This window comes from Hoeflea sp., from assembly GCF_039975035.1.
Classification (GTDB): domain Bacteria; phylum Pseudomonadota; class Alphaproteobacteria; order Rhizobiales; family Rhizobiaceae; genus Hoeflea.
In genome coordinates, this window is sequence record NZ_JBDWHW010000163.1 from 20,794 (window position 1) to 43,663 (window position 22,870).

A 22,870-nucleotide genomic window follows, 5' to 3' on the forward strand; every position below is an offset into this window, starting at 1 on the left:
CTAACGGTGGGAAGAGGACAAAGACAACAGGGACGAGGCGCCATACACAAGGTCGCCCACAACGGGATGGATACTATGCCAGGGACGGACAAGTCAGATCGCTCGATTTCAGCTGTGACGGACCAGGAGGCGCTGGATTTTCACGCCCGCGGCCGGCCGGGCAAACTCGAAATCAATCCGACCAAGCCGATGGCGACGCAGCGCGACCTGTCGCTGGCCTATTCGCCCGGCGTCGCGGTTCCGGTCAAGGCCATTGCCGAGGATCCGTCCCGCGCTTTCGATTATACCGCCAAGGGCAACCTGGTGGCAGTGATTTCCAACGGCACCGCTATTCTCGGCATGGGCAATCTCGGCGCGCTCGCCTCCAAACCGGTGATGGAGGGCAAGGCGGTGCTGTTCAAGCGCTTTGCCGATGTCGATTCCATCGATCTGGAAGTCGACACCGAGAATGTAGACGAGTTCGTCAATTGTGTGCGCTTTCTCGGCGCCAGCTTCGGCGGCATCAATCTCGAGGACATCAAGGCGCCCGATTGCTTCATCATCGAGCAACGGTTGCGCGAGGTCATGGACATCCCGGTGTTCCATGACGACCAGCACGGCACCGCCATCATTGCCGTTGCCGGTCTGATCAACGCGCTGCACCTGACTGATCGCGATCTCAAGACAACCAGGCTGGTCTGCAATGGTGCGGGTGCTGCGGCAGTGGCCTGCGTCGAGCTGATCAAGGCCATGGGCTTTACGCCCGACAACATCATCATGTGCGACACCAAAGGCGTCATCTACCAGGGCCGCACCGAAGGCATGAACCAGTGGAAATCGGCCCATGCCGCGGAGACCAAGGCGCGCTCGCTGGCAGACGCCATGGACGGCGCCGATGTGGTGCTCGGCCTTTCGGTCAAGGGGTCTCTGACCGAAGACATGATCCGTTCGATGGCGAAAAATCCGATCATCTTTGCCATGGCAAATCCTGACCCGGAGATCACGCCTGAAGAAGTGGCTGCAATCCGCAATGACGCCATCATGGCCACCGGCCGTTCCGATTATCCCAACCAGGTCAACAATGTCCTGGGCTTTCCCTATATCTTCCGCGGCGCGCTCGATGTGCGGGCGTCAACGATCAATGACGACATGAAGATCGCTGCCGCCAATGCGCTGGCCGAGCTCGCCCGCGAGGACGTGCCGGACGATGTGGCTGCTGCCTATCAGGGGGTGCGGCCGCGCTTCGGTCCGCAATACATCATTCCGGTGCCGTTCGATCCGCGGCTGATCTCGGCCGTTCCGGTCGCAGTCGCCAAGGCGGCGATGGAGTCAGGCGTGGCCCAGAAGCCGATCCTCAACATGGATGCCTATGCGCAGGAACTTTCGGCCCGGCGCGATCCGATCGCCTCCACCCTGCAACGGCTTTATGAGCGGGTACGTCGTCATCCGCGCCGCGTCGTCTTTGCCGAGGGCGAGGAAGAACAGGTCATGCGCGCCGCGGTTTCCTATGTAAACCAGCGGCTTGGCACAGCCTGCCTTCTGGGCCGCGAGGAGCAGATGCGCGAGACCGCAAAGCTTGCGGGTATCGATCTCGACCGTCCCGGCATAGAGCTGGTCAATGCCCGGGTGTCGCGCCGGGTCGAGGCCTACACCGATTACCTTTATGCCCGGCTGCAGCGCAAAGGCTATCTGCACCGCGACTGTCAGCGGTTGATCAACACCGACCGCAACCATTTTGGCGCCTGCATGGTGGCGCTGGGTGATGCCGACGCCATGGTCACCGGCACCACGCGAAACTATTCGACCGCTCTGGAGGATGTCCGCCGCTGCATCGACGTCAAGCCGGGACACCGGACCATCGGGGTGTCTTTGGCGCTGTGCCGGGGGCGCACCGTGTTTGTCGCCGATACCGCAGTGATCGATATGCCGAATTCGGAAGAGCTGGCCGACATCGCCGAGGAAGCTGCCGGTATGGCGCGGAGGCTTGGTTATGAGCCGCGTGTGGCGATGCTGGCCTATTCCACCTTCGGTCACCCGACCGGAGAACGCTCGGAACGAGTCCGTGACGCGGTCAAGATTCTCGACAAGCGCCGGGTTGATTTCGAGTATGACGGCGAGATGGCCGCCGATGTGGCGCTCAACCCCAAAGTGCTCGCGCAGTATCCGTTCTGCAGGCTGTCGGGCACGGCCAATGTGCTGGTCATGCCGGCATTCCACTCGGCCTCGATCTCCACCAAGATGCTGCAGGAACTTGGTGGCTCCACCGTCATCGGGCCGCTGCTGGTAGGGCTCAACAAGTCGGTGCAGATCGTCTCGATGGGCGCCAAGGACTCCGACATCGTCAACATGGCCGCCATCGCCGCCTACAACGCGGCGAGTTGAAGAGCGGAAAGATCTGGTTCAAGCAAGTGACCGGACCTCAGGTTTTCTGATCCCGGTCATGCGGCCTTGCTCAGGCCGCGAACCGCGATGCGTCGGCGCCGTAGTGATTGATATAACGGCCGTTGATCTGCCGGATCGGCAGCATCACCAGAATATCGGTGGTGCGGAAAGCAACATCGACCACGGCCTCGCCCGAAACCAGTGCTCCAACTCTCAGGTAGCCCTTGACCAGCGGTGGCATCGCGGCGATGGCGGCGCGCGGATTGATCGCTTCGACCGGCATCATGTCCATCGACAGGCCGCGGCCGGCAATGGCCCGCACGCTCCAGTCAGCATTTCCCGCCGCTGTCTGGTTGAGGAATGACAGCGCCAGCGCGTGGGCATAGGGCTTGTCGCCGGGAAACGAGGCGCATCCGAACATCACGTCGACGCCATGGCCCAGCGCATAGGCCCAGTTGCCTTGCCACAGCGCTTCAAGCGTGCGGCGGGTGCGGTACTCGCGCAGCACACAGGAACGTCCAAGCTCCAGGAAGCGTTTATCCGGATTGCGCCCGACCAGATCCATGACATCGAATTCGCTCTGTGAATAGAACCCGTCATGGCGCGCCGCCACTTCCTGCCGGAGCAACCGGTAGGTGCCGACAATCTGATCCTCGGGCTCACCGGCAATCGCCGTATCAAGCACGATCAGGTGATCGCAGTAGCGGTCGATGGTGTCATAGTCGCGTTTCTGCTTCATGGCGTCCGCCGGCAGCCGCGCCCCCATCTCCTCGACAAACACGCGGTAGCGCAACGCTTGCGCTGCTTCGACTTCGCTCAGTGTGGCTGCAAGCCGCACTTCCAGCGCTCCGATGCGTCCCAGGACCTGGGCCGCCGGTTGAAATTTCGCAATCGGTGCGAGGAAGGGCTTTGACAAAGACCGTTGCACTTGCGTTTCCATGGGTATTCTCCCGCTAGGTGATGGCGGGTTTCAACCATGATTCTGCGACATCCGAGTGACATTTGCCATCCCGTATGTGGTCATTTCGAGATCATTCTGCAATTTCGCGCCTGTGATCAGCCTGCAGCGACCGATCTTTTGTGCGCGGTGACGGTTGCAAGCTGGAGCAACCAGTCCGGATCGACCGGTTTTTCAGCGTGGCCGTCGGCACCTGCCGCCAGCAGATCGTCGCGGGTCGAAGCCTGCCCATCGGCCGACAGCACGATGACGGGCAGCCGCGAGAGCTGGCCAGCCTCCTCTTCGGCGCGGATATGAACGATTGCGCTGCGCCCATCGAGCTTCGGCATCGACAAGTCGGTGATGACAAGATCGTAGTTCGGCACGCCGCCGGGGCGCTCCATGGCTTCACACACAAGGTCGCGACCGTTTCCGACCACCGTTACGCGGTGCCCCTGGCGCGCCAGCATGGTGCGCACCACCAGTGCGTTGACCGGATCGTCTTCCGCCAGAAGAATATCCAGCGTCGGGTTGCCGGAGCCACGTTCAAGCACCGCAGGGCGCTGCTTTGCGCTCAATCTTTCCCGGTCATCCCGGTCATCGCGGCGGGTCAGGACATTGATCAGCGATTCCCGCCGCACCGGCCGCACCAGCCATGCATCCGCCCCATGTCCGGTGTGGCTGTCGAGATCGCGGCTGTCTTCGGGCGCGATCACCAGGGTGCGGGCGACGTTGGTGGCAAATTCGGGCGGCGCGGCCGACAACAGCGCCTCTGCGCGGTCGGCCAGCCTCCGGTCGACAATGATGTCGCTGAGCGTTGCACCGGAGCGGAACAGCTGTGTCAGCGCCGACATCATGGTTTCAGCATCATCAGCGGTTTCGGCAATGCCGCCCAGATCGCGGACAGTCCATTTCAACGCTGTTGAAACCGGACCTTTGGGAGCGATCACCAGCACCGTGCGGTCGGCGAGCGGCCCATGCACCGGCTTGCTGGCTTCAGGTTCGGCAAGCTCCCTCACCGGTGCGGTGAACTGGAATGTGCTGCCCTGTCCGGGCGTCGAGGTGACGCCGATGCGACCGCCCAGCGCCGCCACGATCCGTGCGGAGATCGCCAGTCCCAGTCCGGCGCCGCCATGCTTGCGGGTCGGGCCATTGTCTGCGCGTTCGAACTCGTTGAAGATCCGGTCCTTGTCTGCGTCTTTCAGGCCCGGCCCCGTGTCGGAGACAATAAAGCTCAGTTCGGTGTCTTCACGCCCGACTTCGATCAGCACGCCGCCGGTCTCGGTGAATTTGATGGCGTTGCCGACAAGGTTGAACAGCACCTGCCTGAGCCGGCCGATGTCGGATGTGATCCGCCGGGGCGCCTCGGGCGCGATATGGACAGCGATGTCGATGCCCTTTTCGTGGGCGCGTGAAGCCATCAGTTCGCAAACCCCGTTCACCAGCTCTTCGAGATCACCCTGCTCATGGCGCAGATGCAGCCTGCCGGCCTCAATGGATGTGACGTCGAGCAGGTCCTCGATCAGGGAGAGCAGCGACTGGCCGGATTCGCGCGCGGTCTTGAGGTAGCTTGCCTGCTCCGGAGTCGTCTCGGTTTGCGAGAGAAGATGGGTCATGCCCAGAATGCCGTTGAGCGGCGTGCGGATTTCGTGGCTGACGGTGGCCAGAAAACGCGATTTGGCGTGGTTGGCGGCTTCCGCCTTTTCCCGCGCCTCGACCAGTTCAGCCTCGGCCCTGCGCGTAGCGGTGACATTGCGGGCGATGCAATTGACAAACAGATCTCCGGAAGACGGATCGCGTGAGGCTGTTTCATGCCATGTCCAGATCGTCTGGTCCGCGCCTTCGCCCAGCACCAGTTCGCGGGCGCCGGTTTCCCCGGTCTCAACCGGTTCGATGCCCGCCATGGAGAGCGTCAGCCCGGTCGGATTGTCGCAACCCGTCACGCTCCGGAACGTTTCGTTGGCGTAGACGATGCGGCCATCCAGATTGCAGGCGGTGATCATGTCGCCAAGCACGTCAAAGACCGTGATCAACTGGCCTGAAAACTCGCCCAGTTCCCAATTGCGGTCGATGTCACGTTCCGCAAGTGCCGCCTTTTCGGCCATGGCGCGCGCCGGATGTCCCGATACGGTGTGTTTGACCGAGCGTTGCAGCAAAGGCGTGGCGGCATACACCGCCAGCCCCGCGACCGAGGCTAGCAGCAAGGCCGGAGCATTGAACGCCACCGAAAGCGCCGTTGCCGCCATCGCGGCCGATACCGCAAACAGGGCCCCCGAGGCACTTCCCGGCGTATCGGTATCCGCCCCGCGCTGGCTCGCCGCAGCGCCCGGGACCGGGTATCGCACCGCCGGGATCACCTCCGGCGCGTGTGACTGTGTCGCTACCGGCTGGGTCAGGGCCCGGTGAAGTGCGTCTTGGAGTCGTCGCGGTTCTGTGCTCATGGACCCGTGAATACCACGGGCCCGGTAAGCAAAGATTTCAGCAAAAGCCTCAAATTTTAGAGATTACGCATTTGCCTGTTTCATATTGATCACCACCCGACCGCGAACCTTGCCGTCGATGATGGAGTGGGCTGCATCGACAATGCCGTCGAAGCCGATTTCGGTCGACAGCGCAGTGAGCTTGGAAACGTCCAGGTCCTTGACCAGGCGCGACCAGGCTTCCTGTCGCAGCGCCAGCGGAGCCATCACCGAATCGATGCCGAGCAGCGAAACGCCACGCAGGATGAACGGCGCAACCGATGCCGGCAGATCCATGCCCTGCGCCAGGCCGCAGGCCGTGACCGCGCCGCCATAGGAGGTCATCGACAACACATTGGCCAGCGTGTGACTGCCGACCGCGTCGACGCCACCGGCCCAGCGTTCCTTGGCGAGCGGCTTGGCCGGGCCCGACAATTCATCGCGATGGATGATTTCCGAAGCGCCGAGGCTCTTGAGGAAATCGGCCTCTTCAGGGCGACCGGTTGATGCAATGACCTCGTAACCGAGCTTGCCAAGCACCGCGATCGCCACCGTGCCGACGCCACCATTGGCGCCAGTGACCACCACCGGACCGCGATCGGGCGTGATGCCGTGGCGTTCGAGCGCCATCACCGACAGCATGGCGGTGTAGCCCGCGGTGCCGATCGCCATCGCCGAACGGCCATCCATGCCCTCGGGCATCGGAATCAGCCAGTCGCCTTTCAGCCGCGCGTAGGCCGCATAGGCGCCGGTATGAACTTCGCCGACGCCAAAGCCGTTGAGAATTACCTTGTCGCCGGGCTTGAAGCGATCATTGTGCGAACTCACCACGGTGCCGGCGCAGTCGATGCCAGGCACCATCGGCCAGCGTCGCACCACCGGGCCCTTGCCGGTGATGGCCAGACCATCCTTGTAGTTGACGGTGGTCCATTCGACCTCGACGACCACGTCGCCTTCCATCAGGTCATCAAGGCCAAGTTCTGTCACATTGACTGACATCACCTTGTTCTCGTCGCGGGTGAGCAATATGCCCTTGAAACGGTCTTGCATGAAAACTCCTCGTGGTTTGTTGGTTCAGACTGGCCCGCCCGGATATCAAGATCAAGGCAGGCGAAGTTGGGCAGGTTCCTAGTGGTCTGACCGAAACAGATGATACCTATCGGTTTCGAAAAGTCAGCCCACAAGCTATTGATCTGGTGGGGCGATTTGTCCTGACAGATGGGAACCATCTGTCAGGATCGCACCACTAGTCGCGGCTTTTGCGCTCTCTGATCGCCATGATCGCTTCATCCAGCACAATCAGCCCTGCACCAATGGTAATGAAGCTGTCCGCGAGATTGAACACGGCGAAGGACCAGGTTTCGGTGTGAAACAGGATGTAGTCGACCACATGGCCATAAATAGCCCGGTCGACCAGATTGCCAGCGGCGCCGCCGATGATCAGGGCATAGCCCAGATGCGCGATCGCCCGTCCTGGCGGGTTGCGCCACCAGAGATGGGAAACGAAGACGATCACCAGACCGGTCAGCACCAGCAGCCAGCGATCAGGCATGTCGCGCAGCAGCGAAAACGCAATGCCCTCGTTCCAGGTGCGGTAGAGTGCCAGCATCGGCGCCACCGGCAAGAATTCCTGAAACGGCAACCGTGTTTCGACCAGCCATTTGATCATCTGATCGAGCGCTACAGTGCCCGCGACCAACGTCAGCATCGGAACGATCCGTCTTGGCAGCGATTTTGTCACGATGGGGTCTTTCCGGTCGCGGCGGGCTCTGCGAGATCAAGCAGGTGGCGGCGCGCCTCAAACAGCATCACCCCGGTGGCGATCGCCAGATTGAGCGAATCCGCCCGGCCCGTCTGCGGGATGCGGGCCAGTTTGCCGCAGGCTTTGGCCAGCGTGTCGGGCAGGCCTTGCTGCTCGTTGCCCATCAGCAGAATCACCGGCCGGCCCTTGTAGCCGATGGAGCGGTAATCGACGCTGCCCTTGAGATGGCTGCCGACCACAAGCGGCTCGGCTTTTTTCGACCAGGCCAGAAATTCGGCCTCGCTGACCCGGACCAGTGGCACGGCGAAGATCGAGCCCATGGTGGCGCGCACGGTCTCGGTCGAAAATGGGTCGACGGTGTCGCCAATCAGCATCACGCCCGCTGCGCCGGCCGCATCCGCGGTGCGGATGATGGTGCCCAGATTGCCCGGATCGCGCACCCGGTCGAGCGCCACCCAGGTGTCGTCCGGTGCCATCCTGACGGCCTCAAGTGCCGCCAGTTTCTGCTCGAACACGGCGATGACCGCCTGCGGATTGTCGCGCCGCGTGATCGCGGTCAGCACCTTGTCGCTGACTTCCAGCACAAGCCCGCCGCGCGCAATCGTCAGCGCCGCGATCTTTTCAACCTGGTCCTTGCCGCGCTGGCCCTTGGCGTAGATCAGCGTGCGGATGGACCAGCCCAGCTCGATCGCGTCGATCACCAGCTTCAGTCCCTCGGCAAGGAAAGTACCGGTCTCGTCGCGGTGCTTTTTCATCGACAGCGCGCGAATGTCCTTGATCACCGGATTGGACAGGCTGGTGATTTCCTTGACCTGGCCAACACGAACCTTGTCGTTATGGGTTGCGTGATCACTCATTGGGGCAGCCACCGGGCAAACAGGGAGGTTGACAGCGCGCGGCATTCGTCCGGATCGGGCTTGCCGCTCTCGCGGATGATCAGTTCGCCCGATTCCACCCGTCCGCCGGCGCCGCGCATGGTCTCGCGCATTAACTCGTGGATGGCGTAGAACGAGGCCCGGATCGAGTACGCCGTCAGCACCAGCCCCACCGGCTTCGGGCTCAGGAGTTCCCGGCAGATATCGAGCATCAGCGGCAGATGCTCGAACAGCTGCCAGACTTCGCCATTCGGACCACGCCCGAATTTTGGCGGATCGGTGAGAATGATGTCGTAGTGGTTGCCGCGGCGTTCCTCGCGCGCAATGAATTTCATCGCATCCTCGCAGATCCAGCGGATCGGCTTGTCATTGAGCCGCGCCAGGGCCTGGTTTTCCCGGGCCCAGCCGATGGCCTTTTTCGAGGCGTCGACATGGGTGACCTCCGCCCCGGCATGGGCCGCCACCAGCGAGGCGACGCCGGTATAGCCAAACAGGTTGAGCACTTTCAGCGGTCGCTTGGCCTCGGTGATCTGATCTGCCATCCAGCGCCAGTGGGCGATCTGCTCGGGAAATACCCCGACATGGCGGAACGAGGTCAGCCGTCCGTGAAAATCGACTCCGAGCAGTTTCATCGGCCAGGTTTCGCCCAGCGGGACGCCTGGAAAGGCCCAGCGTCCGATGCCGTCCTCGTCGGTGTCGCCGGTAAACACCGCGTCCGCCTTGTTCCATTCGGAATCGGGCAACCCGCGGCTCCACAGCGCCTGCGCCTCGGGTCGGACAATGCGCAGGCTTCCATATTGCTCGAGCTTCTCGCCCTCGCCGGCCGCGTTCAGGCCCATGTCGATGAGCTGGTAGTCGTCCTCGTTGCCGGTTTCCAAAATCACCGGCGCGGTCTGCCGTGGCAACGCTCCGCTGCGCTTGATCAGCGGCCTGATCGGCGCTTGCGGTTGGGCTGGTCCATGCTTGTCCGTGCCGCGTTTGTCAAACACAGGCGCGTTATAAACCGGCTTGGCTGTCACGGCTCTTGGGGGAGCGCCTGCGATCTGCGGTTTTTTGGCACGTGACGGTTTCTCGGCCGGATTTGCGTCACGACCCGGTTTGCCGCGCGGTCCACCCGCTGGCTTGCCGTCGCCCGGCCTGGCGTCCCTGGGTTTGGCGGGACCTCCGCGTCGTGGCTTTTGGGTGCGCTTGTCGGCCAAGGTAAATGTCCGGTTTGTGAGCGTGGCCAGACCCTCCAAGGTGTCATGACCCGCGATTTCATGAGAGTTTGGACATAGCAACCCGATATGCACTTGGCAAAGCCGTTTTCGCTTTGCATAGATAGGGCAGCAATCAGGGAGGGACTTGTCCAATGGAAATGAACGGCGAAGAACGTATCGCTGCACCGCGCCAGCTGGTCTGGGAAGCGCTGAACGATCCTGAAGTTCTGCGCGAATGTATTCCGGGCTGTGAATCTCTCGAAAAGAGCTCCGATACCGAGATGTCGGCCACCGTCAAGGTCAAGATCGGACCGGTGTCGGCCAAGTTTTCGGGCGAGGTGACGCTGGAAAACATCAACGCGCCCGAAAGCTACACCATCGCGGGCGAAGGCAAGGGCGGCATCGCCGGCTTCGCCAAGGGCGGCGCCGATGTGAAGCTTGTCGAGGACGGCGCGGAAACCGTGCTGAACTATGTTGTAAACGCGCAGGTCGGCGGCAAGATCGCCCAGCTCGGCTCCCGCCTGATCGATTCCACCTCGAAAAAGCTCGCCGGCCAGTTCTTCACCAGGTTCAACGAGGTGGTCAGCGCCAGGGCCGCGGGGAGCTAACGCGCGTCGCGTTCAAACGGATTGAGGTGACGCGCGTCAGCTCTTTGTTTTTGCATGTCGTAGCAAAATCGCTGCACACTTTTGCGCGACATGCATTGGAAGGTCCGGTGGTCGGCGGGCGCAGGAAACAATGCCGGTTGAACGGTCACACCCGGTTGCCCATAATCCCGCTCAATGCTCGGTCTCGCACAAGCTGTGATCGGCCAGTGTCTCGATCACCGCACAATGGGCGACGGTGTTGGCGTCACAATCGGAAATTCGTTGCAGCTCGCGTTCCAGTCGCCGCAGCTTGGCAATCCTTGCCCGGACATCGTCAAGACGGCGAGCGGCCAGATTGTGGGCGTCATGGCACGGCTTCTCCGGGTGCTGACTGAGTTCCAGCAAGCCTTTGATGTCCTCGATGGAAAACCCCAATGCGCGGGAATGGCGGATAAACGACAGCCGTTTCAGCCCGTCTGTTGAATATCGCCGCTGATTGCCGTCAGAGCGTTCCGGAGCATCGATCAATCCCATCTGCTCGTAGTAGCGAATGGTCGGGATTTTTACGCCGGTGCGTTTGGAAAGCTCGCCGATGGAAAACATCAAAATTACCTCTTGAACCTATAGCTGCTAGAGGGATTATATGTCGTGCCTCCAACAAGGCAAGGACCATGAAATGGCAGATACCCCCACCCTGAGCGCCCCTTCCTGTGGCCGAGAAACCCAAGCCTGCGGCTGTTCCGGCAACCCGCGCTTCGACGGCATGGACACGTCCTACAAGCGCGTCTTGTGGACCGTGATTGTCATCAACGCAGCCATGTTCTTCGTCGAAATGTCGGCAGGCCAACTGGCAGGCTCTCAGGCCTTGCAGGCCGATGCGCTGGATTTTCTCGGCGACGCGCTGACCTACGGATTGAGCCTCGCGGTGATCGGCATGAGCATCAGGGTCCGCTCCACCGCAGCCTTGCTGAAGGGCTTCAGTCTGCTGGCCATGGGGCTCTGGGTGTTCGGCTCGACCGCTTATCAGGTGTTAATACTGGGTGTGCCCAGCGCCGGGATCATGGGCTCGATCGGCCTGCTCGCGCTCGCGGCAAACCTGGCCAGCGTGTTTCTGCTGATGCGCTACAAGGATGGCGATGCAAATGTGCGCTCCGTCTGGCTCTGTTCGCGCAATGACGCGATCGGCAACGTCGCGGTGATGGTCGCAAGTGCTGCGGTCTGGCTCACCGCATCGGCATGGCCCGACCTCGTCGTCGCTTTGCTCATGGCCGGCCTGTTCCTGCGCTCGGCCCAGCTCATTCTTGTCCAGGCCTGGCAGGAATACCGCTCCGGCGAAGATCTCGGCGCTCTGGAGAGCCACGGGCATGACCATGCGCGCTGAGCTGAACCGGGTGCCGCGCTTTGACAGGACACTGATCGATAGCACTTGATCGGCTGATTGCAATTGGCGGCATGATCGAAAGCCGGTGTCATGGGTGTCATTTCAGATGTCCTGATCAGCAGCGTCGAGAAAGAAGCGGATCATTTCATAGCTCGCATCCGGGCCGCGGGAATCGGTGTAGCTGCCTCCCGGCTGTCCGCCCGACCAGGCGTGGCCGAGACCATCCACAATCCAGTGCTCCAGCTTGACCCGGCCGTCGGCGGTTGTGGTGATCTTCCGCTCGAACGATCGCCCACCGGTATACCCCTGCTGAATGGTCTCGATGGTTGGCTCCGGGCAATGGGCGACACTGTTGATGGCTATCTGGTCGCCATTGGCCGGGTGGACGGTACTGTCACTGGAACCGTGAAAGACGATGGTTCGCACATTTGTGGCCTCGCCTGTGGAGCGCACAGCGGCGCTGCCGCGGCCGGCCATGGCAGCAAAAGCCGAGGGCACATCATTGGCCGCACCGAAGGCAAGGCCGGAATGGGCGCCGACCGCGGAAAAGATATCCGGATAGGTTTCACCCATGATCACCGCCATGGCAGCCCCCGCGGACAGGCCAGCCACGAAGGTCCGGTCTCCGGGCACCTCGTGCTCGGCCATGATCTGACGCGTGAGGCCCGCCAGGATCGCAGGCTCGCCGCGATCCCGCCGCTGATCGCCGCGACTGAACCAGTTCCAGCAGGACTGCGCATTGTGGCCGCGGGATTGCTGCGGATAGATCACGACCAGACGGTGAAGTTCCGCCAGTGCATTCATGCCGGTACCGGTGGCAAAAACTTCGGGCGTCTGGGTGCAGCCGTGCAGCATGACAACAATCCCCGACACCCCCTGCGTGGCAGAGTCAGGCACATAGGTCAGGAAAGGGCGGCTTCCGGCTTCGCACTCGAACAGCCCTTGGCGAAATTGCGCGCCGCCGGGAACCACGTCGGCAGGTGTGGCGCCGCCGCCGGTCACGGTCTGCAATCCGGCAAGGCCGGAAAGCGGAGACATGGCCGGGGACAGGCCGCCTCTCGGCTCGGTCCCCGCCTCCGGCATCAGTCCATGCCGGGCGAGGGTGCGCCGGACAAGATCATTGGCGGCAGCTAAGCGCGCAAGGCGTGCGTCAGCGCGGGCCGGGTGCTTCGCACCGGTGTCAAATATGTTCACGTTTGTGGTCCTTGTGATGCGCGCGTCCTATCTGATGCGATCGGCGAGCGCTTTCTTGACTTCACTGCTTGCTTGCAATGCACCCAACACCGTGATGGAGCCTATGGTTCCAAGTGCGAGCTCCGGGGTGACGTCGGGATAGATCCGGGCAAGCCCGACGACCTTGACATGCAGCACTTCGCCAGCATCGCGCAGCGCCTCCAGGTCAGCCCGTGTGTAATCGCGCAATCCCAGCTCCATGGTGTGCCGTTCGATCGTTTTGGTGACCACATCCACCTGGCTGTCCAACTGGTTGCGTATCGCGGTTCGAATGAAATCGCTGCGGTTGGAATAAAATCCTTCCTGCACCAGAAGATCGATGCGACCGAGATCGACATAGCCAAGATTGATGGTGATTTTTTCATTGTCGGGCACCTTGTCCCGCAGCCGGTGAATGTTGCTCATTGTTATTCTCCATCCATGTGGATGGTATATGGATTACAATTAGCAAAATGCAAGAAAAAAGTGAAATCTAATATGTCAGCTTTCACGATCAACCCGGCGCCGACGCGCACTTCGAGTCAGAGGAAGAATCGGGTCTGCTCGGAAAACGCGCCTTGACACGCGGTCTGCACAGGGAGACCGCAGGAGTGACAACACCTGCGGGAGCGCCGCATCCCTGGACGGGGGGCGATTATTACAAGCATTGAAAGCAAGGATGTCCGGCGAAGGTGGGCGGCCTCAGGCAGCGCTGCGCTTGTCCGGTGCAGGCAGGGCTGCCGCGATTTCCTGGGCCTTGGCCTTTTCGCGATCGGCTTCGGTGTGCCATTTGACCGCTTCATTGGCTTTGACGCGGGCCTGTTTGCGGTGTTTGCCCTGCTTGACCCAGGTCGCCAGCGACCCGATGATCATGCCGATGATGAGAGCTGCAAACAGAAACACGAAAAACGGCAGCGTCACGGACAGCACCGTATCGGCCGGATCAAACGGATTGAGAGACAGTGTCACCGCCGTGCGGTTGGCCACCGACAACATGATGAGAACGATGCCCAGGGGCACAAAAATTGCCAGTGCGATGATACGTTTGATCATGTCTCGATCCAGTTCTTTGAAAGCCCGCAATCCCTTGGGCGGGCCTTGTCATCGTTAATGCCGGCCATGACGGCAATCGTGATGACAGCGCCACCTCTCAAGCCGCTTGACTGATCCGCATCAGATAGGGCCGCGCTGCAGTCAGCGCAAGCTCAGTCCTTGTCGTCCGGGTTGAGACGTTCACGCAACTCCTTGCCGGTCTTGAAGAACGGCACCCATTTCTCTTCCACGAACACCGGTTCGCCGGTGCGCGGGTTGCGGCCCGAGCGCGGCGGACGGTTCTTGACCGAAAACGCCCCAAAGCCGCGCAACTCGACACGGTTGCCATCGGAGAGAGCATCGGTGATCTCGTCCAGTACGGCGTTGACGATATTTTCGACATCCCGGTGATAGAGATGCGGATTTCGCGCCGCAACCGCTTGAACCAGTTCCGATTTGATCATTTTGGTTTCCCCCTACTCTGAACTCTCCGACTGCCCGCCAACCTGCCAAACGGACACAAGACCGTCAAGGAACAACTTGCCGCCCGACAGCCGGTCAATTTCATGTGTCAGTGTCTGCGGCATGCCCATGAATTGCTGCAGCAGGCTTGCCGCGCCGCCGCCAAACAGCAGGCTTGATGTCGAATCCGCGGTTTTCCAGTCGATAATCTCCAGTTTGTCGTCGATTCCGCGGCTTTTCAGGTAGGCGCGGATTTCTGCCTCGCCACCGAGCGCATCGACAAGGCCGTTCTTCAGGCCTTGCCGCCCGGTGAAAATCGAGCCGTCGGCCAGCGCCAGCACATCCGCGCGATCCATCTTGCGGTTTACCGCCACCAGATCGACAAACCAGTCATAGCTGTCGAGCACCATGGAACGGATCATCGCCTTGGCTTCTTCGCTGGTATCGTGGAAGGGCGACGGTTCGGCTTTGAGCGGCGAGGATTTGATTTCCTCAAGCCGCACACCGATCTTGTCGAGCAGTTCCCGCGCCTGGGCATACTGGAAAATCACCCCGATGGAGCCGACGATCGAGCTTTCTCCCGCGACGATATGGTCTGTGGAGGCCGCGATCATGTAGCCGGCGGAGGCGGCCAGGGTGTGAATGTCGGCGACCACCGGCTTGGATTTGCCGGCTTCCACCAGTGCCTTGTGGATCTGCTCGCCGCCGTAGGTTGTGCCGCCGGGCGACGAGATGGAAACCACGATTGCCTTGGCCGCATCATTGTCCGATGCATCCTCGATCAGGTCGAGGAGTTGCTGATTGTCGGTGATGACGCCGCTGATGTCGATGCGGGCGATATGGTCGCTGCGCCGGCCTGGTTCCGCGTAGTTCAGCGCCAGACCTGTCGCCACCCCAATCAGGATCAGCACGGTCAAGATTCGCCAGAAGCTGAGCTTGCGCCTGATGCGGCGGCGATCGGTGAGACGTTCCGGATCTGTCACGAGGTTTTCTCCGATTGAGCCGCACCCGGCAGTCGTCGATGCACGAAAGGCAACAACATATGAAAATGAACGGTTACGGCATTGCTTTGCCATCGTGGCCGATGCATGGCAAATTGTATCAACTGCTTCGCAAAATTACCATATTGGCATGCGAAGCCATCCGCAACATTTGCCTGGCCTCGATGGTCGGGAGTGCCCGCCTGGCGCTGATAACCTTTGGGACCGCAACAGCAGATGACCGCCTCGACAGTTTCAGGAATACCGGGCAACGGCGCTTACGCCGGCCGGTCGCATGCCGAGTACCGGCTTGCGCTGAGGCATACCCGGCTGGTGCGGATGCTCAAGATCCTGTTGCCGGTGCTGGCGGCTCTCATTGTCATCGGGTTTATCGCGGTTTCCTGGCTGGATTCGCTGGGACCGGAGGGAGTGGAGATCGAATCCGTGTCCCTGCGTGACGGAAAGCTGGTCATGCTGAATCCGGAGATGAGCGGTCAGGGGTCGGATGCAAGACCCTACAGCATGCGGGCCGCGCGGGCGATTCAGGATCTGGCCACCCCGGATGTGATCGTGCTTGAAGAGATCGTCGCCGATCTGCCCGTGGCTGAAGACGACGAGGCCGTTCTCAATGCCGAGAGCGGCGTCTATGACAGAGCCGAGCAGACACTGGTGTTCGACAAGGCCTTCACCGTGGTCAGCGAGACAGGCATGGAAGCCAGGCTGCAGTCGGCCGACATCGATCTGGCTGCGGGCAATTTGACAACCTCCGATCCGGTCTCGATCCGGTCTGGCGAGGCCTCGGTGGTTGCGCAATCCATGAAGATGCAGGATAAGGGCCGCGTCATCATTTTCAAAGACAAGGTCCGCATGACGATCAACCCTTCGGCGCTCAAGCCGAAGGACGGAGCGACGAACTGATATGACAAGAACCGCATTGTTTTTCATGAAGCTTGCCGTGGTCGCGATTGCCGCCGGGCTGGTCTTGCCTGTCGCGGATTCCTGGGCCCAGGGCACCGAAAAGCGAATGGCGGGTCTGGCGCTTTCCAACGACGAACCGATCCAGATCGAGAGCGACGAGCTCAAGATCGACGAAGAGACCAGCAAGGCCACCTTCACAGGCAACGTCAAGGTTGTGCAGGGTGACACCCTGCTGCAGGCAGGCCGGATGGTCGTCAATTACGACAAGAACGGCGGATCGGTGTCCTCGGGCTCGGCCCAGATCCGCGAAATTGAACTGTACGACAAGGTGTTCATCCAGGCCGACACCCAGACCGCCACAGCCGATACCGGTAACTTCAATATGGTCAACGAGGTGCTTGTGCTGTCGGGCAAGAAGGTCGTGCTCACCGACGCCGAGAATGTCTTCATCGGCTGCAGGCTGACCGTCCAGATGAAGGACGGGCAGGCCAAGCTCGACAGCTGCGGCCGCCGGGTCATGATCCAGCTGGATCCGAAGTCGCGACCAAAACAGTGATCCGTGCCCTTTTTTCATCGCTCGGCGGCAATCGCGACCAACCCGAAACACAACGCGGGCCAGAGGATGCGCAGCGCTATGACGGAACGCTGATTGCCCGCAATCTGACCAAATCCTACAAATCAAGACGCGTCGTGGATGGCGTTTCGCTCGGCGTGCGCCGGGGGGAGGCGGGCGGACTGCTGGGACCGAATGGCGCCGGCAAGACCACATGCTTTTACATGATCACCGGTCTGGTTCCGGTCGACACCGGCACGATCGAGATCGATGGGCACGACGTTTCAACCTTGCCGATGTACCGCCGCGCCCGTCTCGGCGTCGGCTACCTTCCGCAGGAGGCCTCGATCTTCCGCGGCCTGAGTGTCGAAGCCAATATCCGCGCGGTTCTCGAAGTCGTGGAAAAGAACCGCGCCAAGCGCGAGGAAAAGCTCGACAACCTGCTCGAAGAGTTCCACATCTCGCATCTGCGCAAGGCGGCATCGATTTCGCTCTCCGGCGGCGAGCGACGCAGGCTCGAGATTGCCCGTGCGCTGGCTTCCGACCCGACTTTCATGCTGCTTGACGAGCCTTTTGCCGGCGTTGACCCGATTGCGGTCTCCGATATCCAGGACCTGGTCCGGCATCTTACCCGAAGGGGCATCGGCGTGCTGATCACCGATCACAATGTGCGCGAAACGCTCGGTCTGATTGACCGCGCCTACATCATGAACGCGGGCGTGTTGCTGACCCACGGGCGGCCCGCGGAAATTGTCGCCAATGCCGATGTCCGCAGGCATTATCTCGGCGAGCAGTTCTCGCTCTGAGTTACGATTCAGCCTGAACCACTCCAGCTTCAGAACATAAAGTTTCCGCCGCGTGCTCCAAATACCCGGCGCTGCATCCCTGTTGGATTGCGGCATGAGTCTTCAAATTAAACCCCATCCAGACAGGAACGCCGCCGAACCGCCCGCGGGAGCATATTCTGCCCGCTGTCCGGTGGCTTTTACCCTGTTTGAAGGCGCCACTTGACCCGAAGGAAGAAAAAAGCAATTTTTGGGCCAGATGGGGCTAGTGATGTGCCGGTGAAGGTGCAGGGGAACGCGAAACGGATGGAGCGGCATGATCGCGCCCGGTTCCTGTTCGGCCCAAGCGGGGAGTAATGCGTAACCATGGCGTTGTCAGCTGGACTTCAATTGCGCCAAAGCCAATCTCTGGTGATGACGCCGCAACTGATGCAGTCGATCCGGCTGCTCCAGTTCAGCCATGTCGAACTGACACGGTTCATCGAGCAGGAGGTCGAGCGAAATCCGCTGCTCGAACTGGTTACCCCGGAATCGGAAGCGGTGGAGGCGAACACAGATGCGCCGCGCGACCTGCCGGAGCTTCGCACAGAGGCATCCGAATCGGGCGACGACGCCACATGGGCCGGTTCGGCAGAAACGCAGGCCGAACGGATGACCTCCGAGATTGACGGCCGTTACGAGAACGTCTTCCCCGACGACCATGGCACCGAACGGGTTGACGCGCCCGAGTTCATCGACAACTGGAAATCGATGCCCGGCAGCGATGGCGGCCACGCCAGCGAGGGCTATGATCTCGACGATTTCGCCGCCCGTGCACCGACTTTGCGCGATCACGTTGCCGAACAGATTGCCTTTGCGTTCTTCGATCCGGCCGAGCGGCTGATCGCCACAGAGCTTGCCGACCAGCTTGATGCGGCGGGCTACCTGACCGGTGAGCTTTCCGAAACCACCGAACGGCTGGGCGCTGATCCGGACCGGGTAGAATCGGTGCTCGCCCGGCTCCAGGATCTGGAACCTGCTGGAATTTTTGCCCGCTCGCTTTCCGAAAGTCTTGCCTTGCAACTGGCGCGCAAGGACCGGCTTGATCCGGCGATGGCGGCTTTGGTCGGCAATCTCGAGCTTCTCGCGCGGCGTGATTTCGCCGCACTGACGCGGATATGTGGTGTCGATGAAGAAGATCTGCTTGAAATGATGGGCGAGATCCGCGCGCTTGATCCCAAGCCGGGAACGCGGTTCGAGACCGGATCGAGCGAAATGATCGTGCCCGATGTCTCGGTGCGGCCGGCATCCGATGGCGGATGGACCATCGAGTTGAATCCGGACACTTTGCCGCGGGTGCTGGTCAATCAGACCTACTTCGCCACAGTGTCCGGCAAGATGGCCAGGAATGCCGACGGTCAGGATTTCCTGAGCGAATGCCTGCAGACCGCCAACTGGCTGGCACGTTCGCTCGACCAGCGCGCCCGCACCATCATGAAGGTGGCGACAGAGATCGTTCGCCAGCAGGATGCCTTCCTGCTTCATGGAGTCGATCATTTGCGCCCGCTCAACCTCAAGGCCGTGGCGGAAGCCATCGGCATGCATGAATCGACCGTCAGCCGCGTGACCTCGAACAAGTACATGATCACGCCGCGCGGCGTTTTCGAACTGAAATATTTCTTTACCGTCTCCATCGCCTCCGCCGAAGCCGGCGGCGACGCCCATTCGGCCGAATCCGTCCGGCATCGAATCCGCGTGCTGGTCGAGCAGGAAGCGCCCGAAGCTGTGCTTTCCGATGATGATGTGGTTGATCTGCTCAAGCAGGCCGGGATCGAGATTGCCCGGCGAACAGTGGCGAAATACCGTGAGGCCATGGCGATTCCATCCTCGGTTCAGCGCCGCCGGGAAAAGCGCGCCCGGGCCCGCGCCGCCGCTGTTTGACCCGGGGCCCGGCAATCATCTGAAATCGTTGTTGAAATAAGCAAGGCCCGTGCCAAGCTTGACAGTGTAGGCGCATCGGCGTAGAAGCCGCACCGCACCGGGCAGGAAAGAAATGCGCTCCCGGGCATCCGGTTCTGTCAAGTGAAAAATTACATGGACCGGAGCAATTGACCGTCGTCAACCGCTTGGATGAGCGTGACGCATGGCTTAGACTAAATCCCCAAGTCATAATAAGAAGGGACTATCCATGAGCGTGCGAGTGTCGGGTAAGCATATGGAAATCGGCGAGTCGTTTCGGACACGCATTGAGGACCAGATCACAGGTGCCGTCCGGAAATATTACGATGGCGGTTTTTCGAGCCAAGTCATCGTGGAGAAATCCGGATCCAGGTTTACGGCCGATTGCAAGATCCATCTTGATACCGGCGTCGTGTTGCATGCGACCGGCGATGGCCAGGATCCGCAGCCGGCATTTGATGCCGCCGCCGAACGCGTTGAGAAACGGTTGCGCCGTTACAAGCGCCGCCTCAAGGATCATTACGCCAACGGCCAGCAGACCAATGCCGAACTGGCCTACGCGGTGGTGGATTCAGCCAGTGATGACGATGTCGACGAAGTGCCGGCTGACTATGCTCCCGCCATCATCGCGGAAAGCACCAAGCAACTGGTCACCATGAGCGTGGCGCATGCCGTGATGGCTCTTGATATGACCGATGAACGAATCCTGATGTTCCGCAATGCCGGAAACGATGCGCTCAATGTGGTCTATCGCCGGGAAGACGGGAATATCGGTTGGATTGACGCCGGTGGGGTTAAATCCTGAAGGCGTTTGCTGAAATGAAATCGGGCAAGCGGGCCGTACGCGGCTAGAGACGGCGTCGCCCGCTGCAATTGCATGAAGCGAAAAACGATGCCCGCGCCGCGGGCCCGAGACAAGGAACGTGACATGGCGCTTGCTGATCTGATTGGGCAGAACTCTGTTCTGCCCGCGCTCAAGGCAAACTCCAAGAAGCAATTGTTGCAGGAACTGGCGGCAAAGGCCTCGGAGGTCACCGGACTGAGCGAGCGGGAGGTGTTCGACGTCATTCTCCAGCGCGAACGGCTTGGCTCCACAGGTGTTGGCAACGGCATTGCGATCCCGCATGGCAAGCTTGCCACGCTTGATCACATCGTTGGTGTCTTCGCACGCCTCGATCATCCGGTTGATTTCGAAGCCCTCGACGACCAGCCGGTTGATCTGGTGTTTCTGCTGCTGGCGCCCGAGGGCGCCGGCGCCGACCACCTCAAGGCGCTGTCACGGATCGCCCGCGTCATGCGCGACAGCGACATGGTGGCCAAACTCCGCGCCACCGACAACGCCGCTTCGCTCTATGCCTTTCTGACCGGAGAGCCCGCGTCCAACGCCGCCTGAATGCGGGCATAGCACCGGGCCACACGCCCGACCTGCCGGACAAACCCATAATCCTGCCGGCACCCGTCCGCACGGCCGGATAATCGATCCCGGCAGATCGGGAATTCAGTCACCGTTGCAGGTGTGAGTTGGCGGGCATTTGCCTGGATATCCGGCAAGCACGGGGGCCTGCGCCGCGCAGTTGATGGGAGATCAGTGCAGGGCGACGGTTTTCAGTTCATCCTCGGCAGCGCGGTAAAACGTGCTGGAGCGGTTATCGGTCAGCAGGATCGGCGTGCCGTCGGCGCCAAACAGCGCCCAGAGTTCAATCCCGGGATCAAGTTCGGGGGCTTCCGGAAAGCGGGCGCTGACGTCTTCGGAGCGCATCTTGCGGATATAGCCAACCTTCCCGGCGCCCAGAAGCGCCAGGTCATGAGCGGACAATTGGCTTTTTGCTGATTTGGCAATCATGTAGATTTCCTCCGGTGAGTGGCAGGAAACATCCTGTGGGAATGAACCGTGATCTTCAGTCTCGAACCGAAATGTTAATTTTTCGCACCATGCGCTCGGGCTCGGGGCGAATTAGATCGACGGAAAGCAAACCGTTCTTCAACTCTGCGCTGGTGACCTCCATGCCCTCGGCGAGCACGAACATGCGCTGGAACTGCCGCGCCGCGATGCCGCGATGCAGATATTCCCGTCCGTCATTGTCGGACTGGCGTCCCCGGATGACGAGTTGGTTCTCCTCGGTGGTGACCTCAAGGTCCTCATCCCGGAAACCGGCAACGGCCAGCGTGATCCTCAACCGTTCGGCGTTGGAGCCGTCGGTGGAGGCGCGGATGCGCTCTATGTTGTAGGGCGGGTAACCTTCCGACCCCTTGGCGATCCGCTCCAGGGTCTTTTCCATAGTGTCGAATCCCAGCATCAGCGGACTCGAAAAGGGCGTCATGCGCGACATGGCTTGTCCTCGTTTTCAAGCGACAGGCGCCGGACCCACATTCGGCATCCGGCATGACACCAATATGGGAACTTCAGCACGGCTTCGCAAGAACCTTGCCGTGAGGCTTTGCAGGCACGTAGTCTCGCGGCAACCGAATCGCATTTCGAGGAACCGCCATGACGCCACGCAAGATCATCATCGACACCGATCCCGGTCAGGACGACGCCGCGGCGATCATGCTGGCCCTGGCGAGCCCGGAGCTCGAGGTGCTGGGGATCACCGCGGTGGCGGGCAATGTGCCGCTCGCGCTGACCGCCCGCAACGCCGGCATGATCACCGAAATCTGCGGCAGGGACGATGTCCCGGTGTTCGCCGGCGCCGACATTCCGCTCAAGCGCAAGCTGGTGACCGCCGAGCATGTGCATGGCAAGACAGGGCTGGATGGTGTTGAGCTGTTTGAACCGGCGCGCCCGCTCGAAACCGTGCACGCCGTCGATTTCATCATCGAAACCTTGCGCAACGAACCTGAGGGAACAGTTACCCTGTGCGCGCTGGGTCCGCTGACCAACATCGCCAGCGTGTTTGAGCGGGTTCCCGGCGTTGTCACGCGGGTCAGGGAAATCGTGCTGATGGGCGGCGGATTCTTCGAAGGCGGCAACATCACACCCTCGGCCGAGTTCAACATTTATGTCGATCCGGAGGCGGCTGACATCGTGTTCAGGTCGGGCGTGCCGATTACCATGATGCCGCTGGATGTCACCCACAAGGTGCTGACCACCAGGGCGCGTGTTGACCGGCTGCGCGCCAATGGCAATCATCCTTCGGTGGTGATGGCCGACATGCTCGAGTTCTATGAGCGCTTTGACGAGCAGAAATACGGAACCGATGGCGGCCCGTTGCATGATCCGACGGTGATTGCGTGGTTGCTTGACCCCGACATGTTCAAGGGCCGCCGGTGCAATGTCGAGATCGAAACCGGATCAGACCTCACGCTGGGCGCAACAGTGGTGGACTGGTGGAAAGTAGCCGGCAGAACAGAGAACGCCTTTGTCGTCAAAGACGTCGACTCCGACCGCTTTTTCGATCTGTTCATCGAGCGCCTCGGCCGGCTTTGAAC

General features: G+C 61.1%; 24 protein-coding genes. 10 read left to right on the top strand and 14 right to left on the bottom strand.

The window, feature by feature from the left end:
• Positions 1–75 precede the first annotated feature (75 nt).
• A complete protein-coding gene (locus ABJN75_RS14385) occupies positions 76–2,361 on the top strand; it encodes an NADP-dependent malic enzyme (protein WP_348440266.1) in 2,286 nt (761 codons plus the stop codon).
• A 70-nt stretch (positions 2,362–2,431) separates the two neighbouring features.
• On the opposite strand, the gene ABJN75_RS14390 is transcribed toward ABJN75_RS14385, so the two are convergent.
• The 6 genes from ABJN75_RS14390 to ABJN75_RS14415 all read right to left on the bottom strand — a co-directional run bounded on the left by ABJN75_RS14390 (position 2,432) and on the right by ABJN75_RS14415 (position 9,593).
• Positions 2,432–3,301, bottom strand: a complete 870-nt coding sequence (locus ABJN75_RS14390) for a GNAT family N-acetyltransferase (RefSeq protein WP_348440267.1) — start codon at positions 3,299–3,301, stop codon at positions 2,432–2,434.
• 116 nt (positions 3,302–3,417) lie between these two features.
• A complete protein-coding gene (locus tag ABJN75_RS14395; protein ID WP_348440268.1) occupies positions 3,418–5,643 on the bottom strand; it encodes an ATP-binding protein in 2,226 nt (741 codons plus the stop codon).
• A gap of 159 nt (positions 5,644–5,802) precedes the next feature.
• Positions 5,803–6,807, bottom strand: coding sequence for an MDR family oxidoreductase (locus ABJN75_RS14400; RefSeq protein ID WP_348440269.1), 1,005 nt, complete (start codon positions 6,805–6,807; stop codon positions 5,803–5,805).
• Between the two features lie 196 nt (positions 6,808–7,003).
• Complete coding sequence (lspA, locus tag ABJN75_RS14405; RefSeq protein WP_348440270.1) at positions 7,004–7,465, bottom strand: signal peptidase II; 462 nt, start codon at positions 7,463–7,465, stop codon at positions 7,004–7,006.
• Positions 7,466–7,494: 29 nt separating this feature from the next.
• Complete coding sequence (locus tag ABJN75_RS14410; protein ID WP_348440271.1) at positions 7,495–8,376, bottom strand: RNA methyltransferase; 882 nt, start codon at positions 8,374–8,376, stop codon at positions 7,495–7,497.
• Complete coding sequence (locus ABJN75_RS14415; protein ID WP_348440272.1) at positions 8,373–9,593, bottom strand: class I SAM-dependent methyltransferase; 1,221 nt, start codon at positions 9,591–9,593, stop codon at positions 8,373–8,375. The genes ABJN75_RS14410 and ABJN75_RS14415 overlap by 4 nt, the downstream gene beginning before the upstream one ends.
• A 152-nt stretch (positions 9,594–9,745) precedes the next feature.
• On the opposite strand from ABJN75_RS14415, the gene ABJN75_RS14420 reads away from it, so the two are divergent.
• Positions 9,746–10,201: a carbon monoxide dehydrogenase subunit G gene (locus ABJN75_RS14420; RefSeq protein WP_348440273.1), complete on the top strand. Its 456-nt coding sequence runs from the start codon at positions 9,746–9,748 to the stop codon at positions 10,199–10,201.
• Between the two features lie 171 nt (positions 10,202–10,372).
• Here the strand turns inward: ABJN75_RS14420 and ABJN75_RS14425 are convergent, their stop codons facing one another.
• Positions 10,373–10,783: a helix-turn-helix domain-containing protein gene (locus ABJN75_RS14425; RefSeq protein ID WP_348440274.1), complete on the bottom strand. Its 411-nt coding sequence runs from the start codon at positions 10,781–10,783 to the stop codon at positions 10,373–10,375.
• A 73-nt stretch (positions 10,784–10,856) separates the two neighbouring features.
• On the opposite strand from ABJN75_RS14425, the gene ABJN75_RS14430 reads away from it, so the two are divergent.
• Complete coding sequence (locus ABJN75_RS14430) at positions 10,857–11,561, top strand: cation transporter (RefSeq protein WP_348440275.1); 705 nt, start codon at positions 10,857–10,859, stop codon at positions 11,559–11,561.
• 102 nt (positions 11,562–11,663) lie between these two features.
• On the opposite strand, the gene ABJN75_RS14435 is transcribed toward ABJN75_RS14430, so the two are convergent.
• The 5 genes from ABJN75_RS14435 to sppA form a co-directional block, all read right to left on the bottom strand.
• Entirely contained in the window at positions 11,664–12,755 is a 1,092-nt protein-coding gene (locus ABJN75_RS14435) for a PHB depolymerase family esterase (RefSeq protein WP_348440276.1), read from the bottom strand.
• A gap of 27 nt (positions 12,756–12,782) precedes the next feature.
• The gene (locus tag ABJN75_RS14440; RefSeq protein ID WP_348440277.1) at positions 12,783–13,199 is read right to left on the bottom strand and encodes a CopG family transcriptional regulator; all 417 of its coding nucleotides are present in this window, start codon (positions 13,197–13,199) and stop codon (positions 12,783–12,785) included.
• Positions 13,200–13,475: 276 nt separating this feature from the next.
• Positions 13,476–13,826, bottom strand: a complete 351-nt coding sequence (locus ABJN75_RS14445) for a LapA family protein (RefSeq protein WP_348440278.1) — start codon at positions 13,824–13,826, stop codon at positions 13,476–13,478.
• A gap of 152 nt (positions 13,827–13,978) precedes the next feature.
• A complete protein-coding gene (locus ABJN75_RS14450; RefSeq protein ID WP_348440279.1) occupies positions 13,979–14,269 on the bottom strand; it encodes an integration host factor subunit beta in 291 nt (96 codons plus the stop codon).
• A gap of 12 nt (positions 14,270–14,281) precedes the next feature.
• Positions 14,282–15,250, bottom strand: coding sequence for a signal peptide peptidase SppA (gene sppA, locus ABJN75_RS14455; RefSeq protein WP_348440280.1), 969 nt, complete (start codon positions 15,248–15,250; stop codon positions 14,282–14,284).
• Between the two features lie 234 nt (positions 15,251–15,484).
• Here sppA and lptC point away from each other — a divergent pair, with 234 nt between their 5' ends.
• From lptC to ptsN, 6 genes are all read left to right on the top strand, one after another.
• A complete protein-coding gene (gene lptC, locus ABJN75_RS14460) occupies positions 15,485–16,165 on the top strand; it encodes an LPS export ABC transporter periplasmic protein LptC (RefSeq protein ID WP_348440281.1) in 681 nt (226 codons plus the stop codon).
• A gap of 1 nt (position 16,166) precedes the next feature.
• Positions 16,167–16,721 (top strand): LptA/OstA family protein, encoded by a 555-nt coding sequence (locus ABJN75_RS14465; RefSeq protein WP_348440282.1) that lies wholly within the window; start codon positions 16,167–16,169, stop codon positions 16,719–16,721.
• 89 nt (positions 16,722–16,810) lie between these two features.
• On the top strand, positions 16,811–17,524 hold the full coding sequence (lptB, locus tag ABJN75_RS14470; protein WP_348440378.1) for an LPS export ABC transporter ATP-binding protein: 714 nt from the start codon (positions 16,811–16,813) through the stop codon (positions 17,522–17,524).
• A 345-nt stretch (positions 17,525–17,869) separates the two neighbouring features.
• Entirely contained in the window at positions 17,870–19,423 is a 1,554-nt protein-coding gene (gene rpoN, locus ABJN75_RS14475) for an RNA polymerase factor sigma-54 (RefSeq protein ID WP_348440283.1), read from the top strand.
• 247 nt (positions 19,424–19,670) lie between these two features.
• Positions 19,671–20,246, top strand: coding sequence for a ribosome-associated translation inhibitor RaiA (gene raiA, locus ABJN75_RS14480; protein ID WP_348440284.1), 576 nt, complete (start codon positions 19,671–19,673; stop codon positions 20,244–20,246).
• A gap of 123 nt (positions 20,247–20,369) precedes the next feature.
• On the top strand, positions 20,370–20,834 hold the full coding sequence (gene ptsN, locus ABJN75_RS14485) for a PTS IIA-like nitrogen regulatory protein PtsN (protein ID WP_348440285.1): 465 nt from the start codon (positions 20,370–20,372) through the stop codon (positions 20,832–20,834).
• A gap of 192 nt (positions 20,835–21,026) precedes the next feature.
• Here ptsN and ABJN75_RS14490 read toward each other — a convergent pair whose 3' ends face one another.
• Both ABJN75_RS14490 and ABJN75_RS14495 read right to left on the bottom strand, forming a co-directional pair.
• A complete protein-coding gene (locus ABJN75_RS14490; protein ID WP_348440286.1) occupies positions 21,027–21,284 on the bottom strand; it encodes a DUF1150 family protein in 258 nt (85 codons plus the stop codon).
• A 55-nt stretch (positions 21,285–21,339) separates the two neighbouring features.
• Positions 21,340–21,771: an Hsp20 family protein gene (locus ABJN75_RS14495; RefSeq protein WP_348440287.1), complete on the bottom strand. Its 432-nt coding sequence runs from the start codon at positions 21,769–21,771 to the stop codon at positions 21,340–21,342.
• Positions 21,772–21,929: 158 nt separating this feature from the next.
• Here ABJN75_RS14495 and ABJN75_RS14500 point away from each other — a divergent pair, with 158 nt between their 5' ends.
• Positions 21,930–22,868, top strand: a complete 939-nt coding sequence (locus ABJN75_RS14500) for a nucleoside hydrolase (protein WP_348440288.1) — start codon at positions 21,930–21,932, stop codon at positions 22,866–22,868.
• The last annotated feature ends 2 nt before the right edge of the window (positions 22,869–22,870 follow it).

Excerpts from the sequence above, each read along its gene's own strand:
- ABJN75_RS14385 (WP_348440266.1), top strand. The coding sequence starts at position 76 with ATGCCAGGGACGGACAAGTCAGATCGCTCGATTTCAGCTGTGACGGAC.
- ABJN75_RS14390 (WP_348440267.1), bottom strand. The coding sequence starts at position 3,301 with ATGGAAACGCAAGTGCAACGGTCTTTGTCAAAGCCCTTCCTCGCACCG.
- ABJN75_RS14400 (WP_348440269.1), bottom strand. The coding sequence starts at position 6,807 with ATGCAAGACCGTTTCAAGGGCATATTGCTCACCCGCGACGAGAACAAG.
- lspA (WP_348440270.1), bottom strand. The coding sequence starts at position 7,465 with ATGCTGACGTTGGTCGCGGGCACTGTAGCGCTCGATCAGATGATCAAA.
- ABJN75_RS14410 (WP_348440271.1), bottom strand. The coding sequence starts at position 8,376 with ATGAGTGATCACGCAACCCATAACGACAAGGTTCGTGTTGGCCAGGTC.
- ABJN75_RS14420 (WP_348440273.1), top strand. The coding sequence starts at position 9,746 with ATGGAAATGAACGGCGAAGAACGTATCGCTGCACCGCGCCAGCTGGTC.
- ABJN75_RS14425 (WP_348440274.1), bottom strand. The coding sequence starts at position 10,783 with ATGTTTTCCATCGGCGAGCTTTCCAAACGCACCGGCGTAAAAATCCCG.
- ABJN75_RS14430 (WP_348440275.1), top strand. The coding sequence starts at position 10,857 with ATGGCAGATACCCCCACCCTGAGCGCCCCTTCCTGTGGCCGAGAAACC.
- ABJN75_RS14440 (WP_348440277.1), bottom strand. The coding sequence starts at position 13,199 with ATGAGCAACATTCACCGGCTGCGGGACAAGGTGCCCGACAATGAAAAA.
- ABJN75_RS14445 (WP_348440278.1), bottom strand. The coding sequence starts at position 13,826 with ATGATCAAACGTATCATCGCACTGGCAATTTTTGTGCCCCTGGGCATC.
- ABJN75_RS14450 (WP_348440279.1), bottom strand. The coding sequence starts at position 14,269 with ATGATCAAATCGGAACTGGTTCAAGCGGTTGCGGCGCGAAATCCGCAT.
- lptC (WP_348440281.1), top strand. The coding sequence starts at position 15,485 with ATGACCGCCTCGACAGTTTCAGGAATACCGGGCAACGGCGCTTACGCC.
- ABJN75_RS14465 (WP_348440282.1), top strand. The coding sequence starts at position 16,167 with ATGACAAGAACCGCATTGTTTTTCATGAAGCTTGCCGTGGTCGCGATT.
- rpoN (WP_348440283.1), top strand. The coding sequence starts at position 17,870 with ATGGCGTTGTCAGCTGGACTTCAATTGCGCCAAAGCCAATCTCTGGTG.
- raiA (WP_348440284.1), top strand. The coding sequence starts at position 19,671 with ATGAGCGTGCGAGTGTCGGGTAAGCATATGGAAATCGGCGAGTCGTTT.
- ptsN (WP_348440285.1), top strand. The coding sequence starts at position 20,370 with ATGGCGCTTGCTGATCTGATTGGGCAGAACTCTGTTCTGCCCGCGCTC.
- ABJN75_RS14490 (WP_348440286.1), bottom strand. The coding sequence starts at position 21,284 with ATGATTGCCAAATCAGCAAAAAGCCAATTGTCCGCTCATGACCTGGCG.
- ABJN75_RS14495 (WP_348440287.1), bottom strand. The coding sequence starts at position 21,771 with ATGTCGCGCATGACGCCCTTTTCGAGTCCGCTGATGCTGGGATTCGAC.
- ABJN75_RS14500 (WP_348440288.1), top strand. The coding sequence starts at position 21,930 with ATGACGCCACGCAAGATCATCATCGACACCGATCCCGGTCAGGACGAC.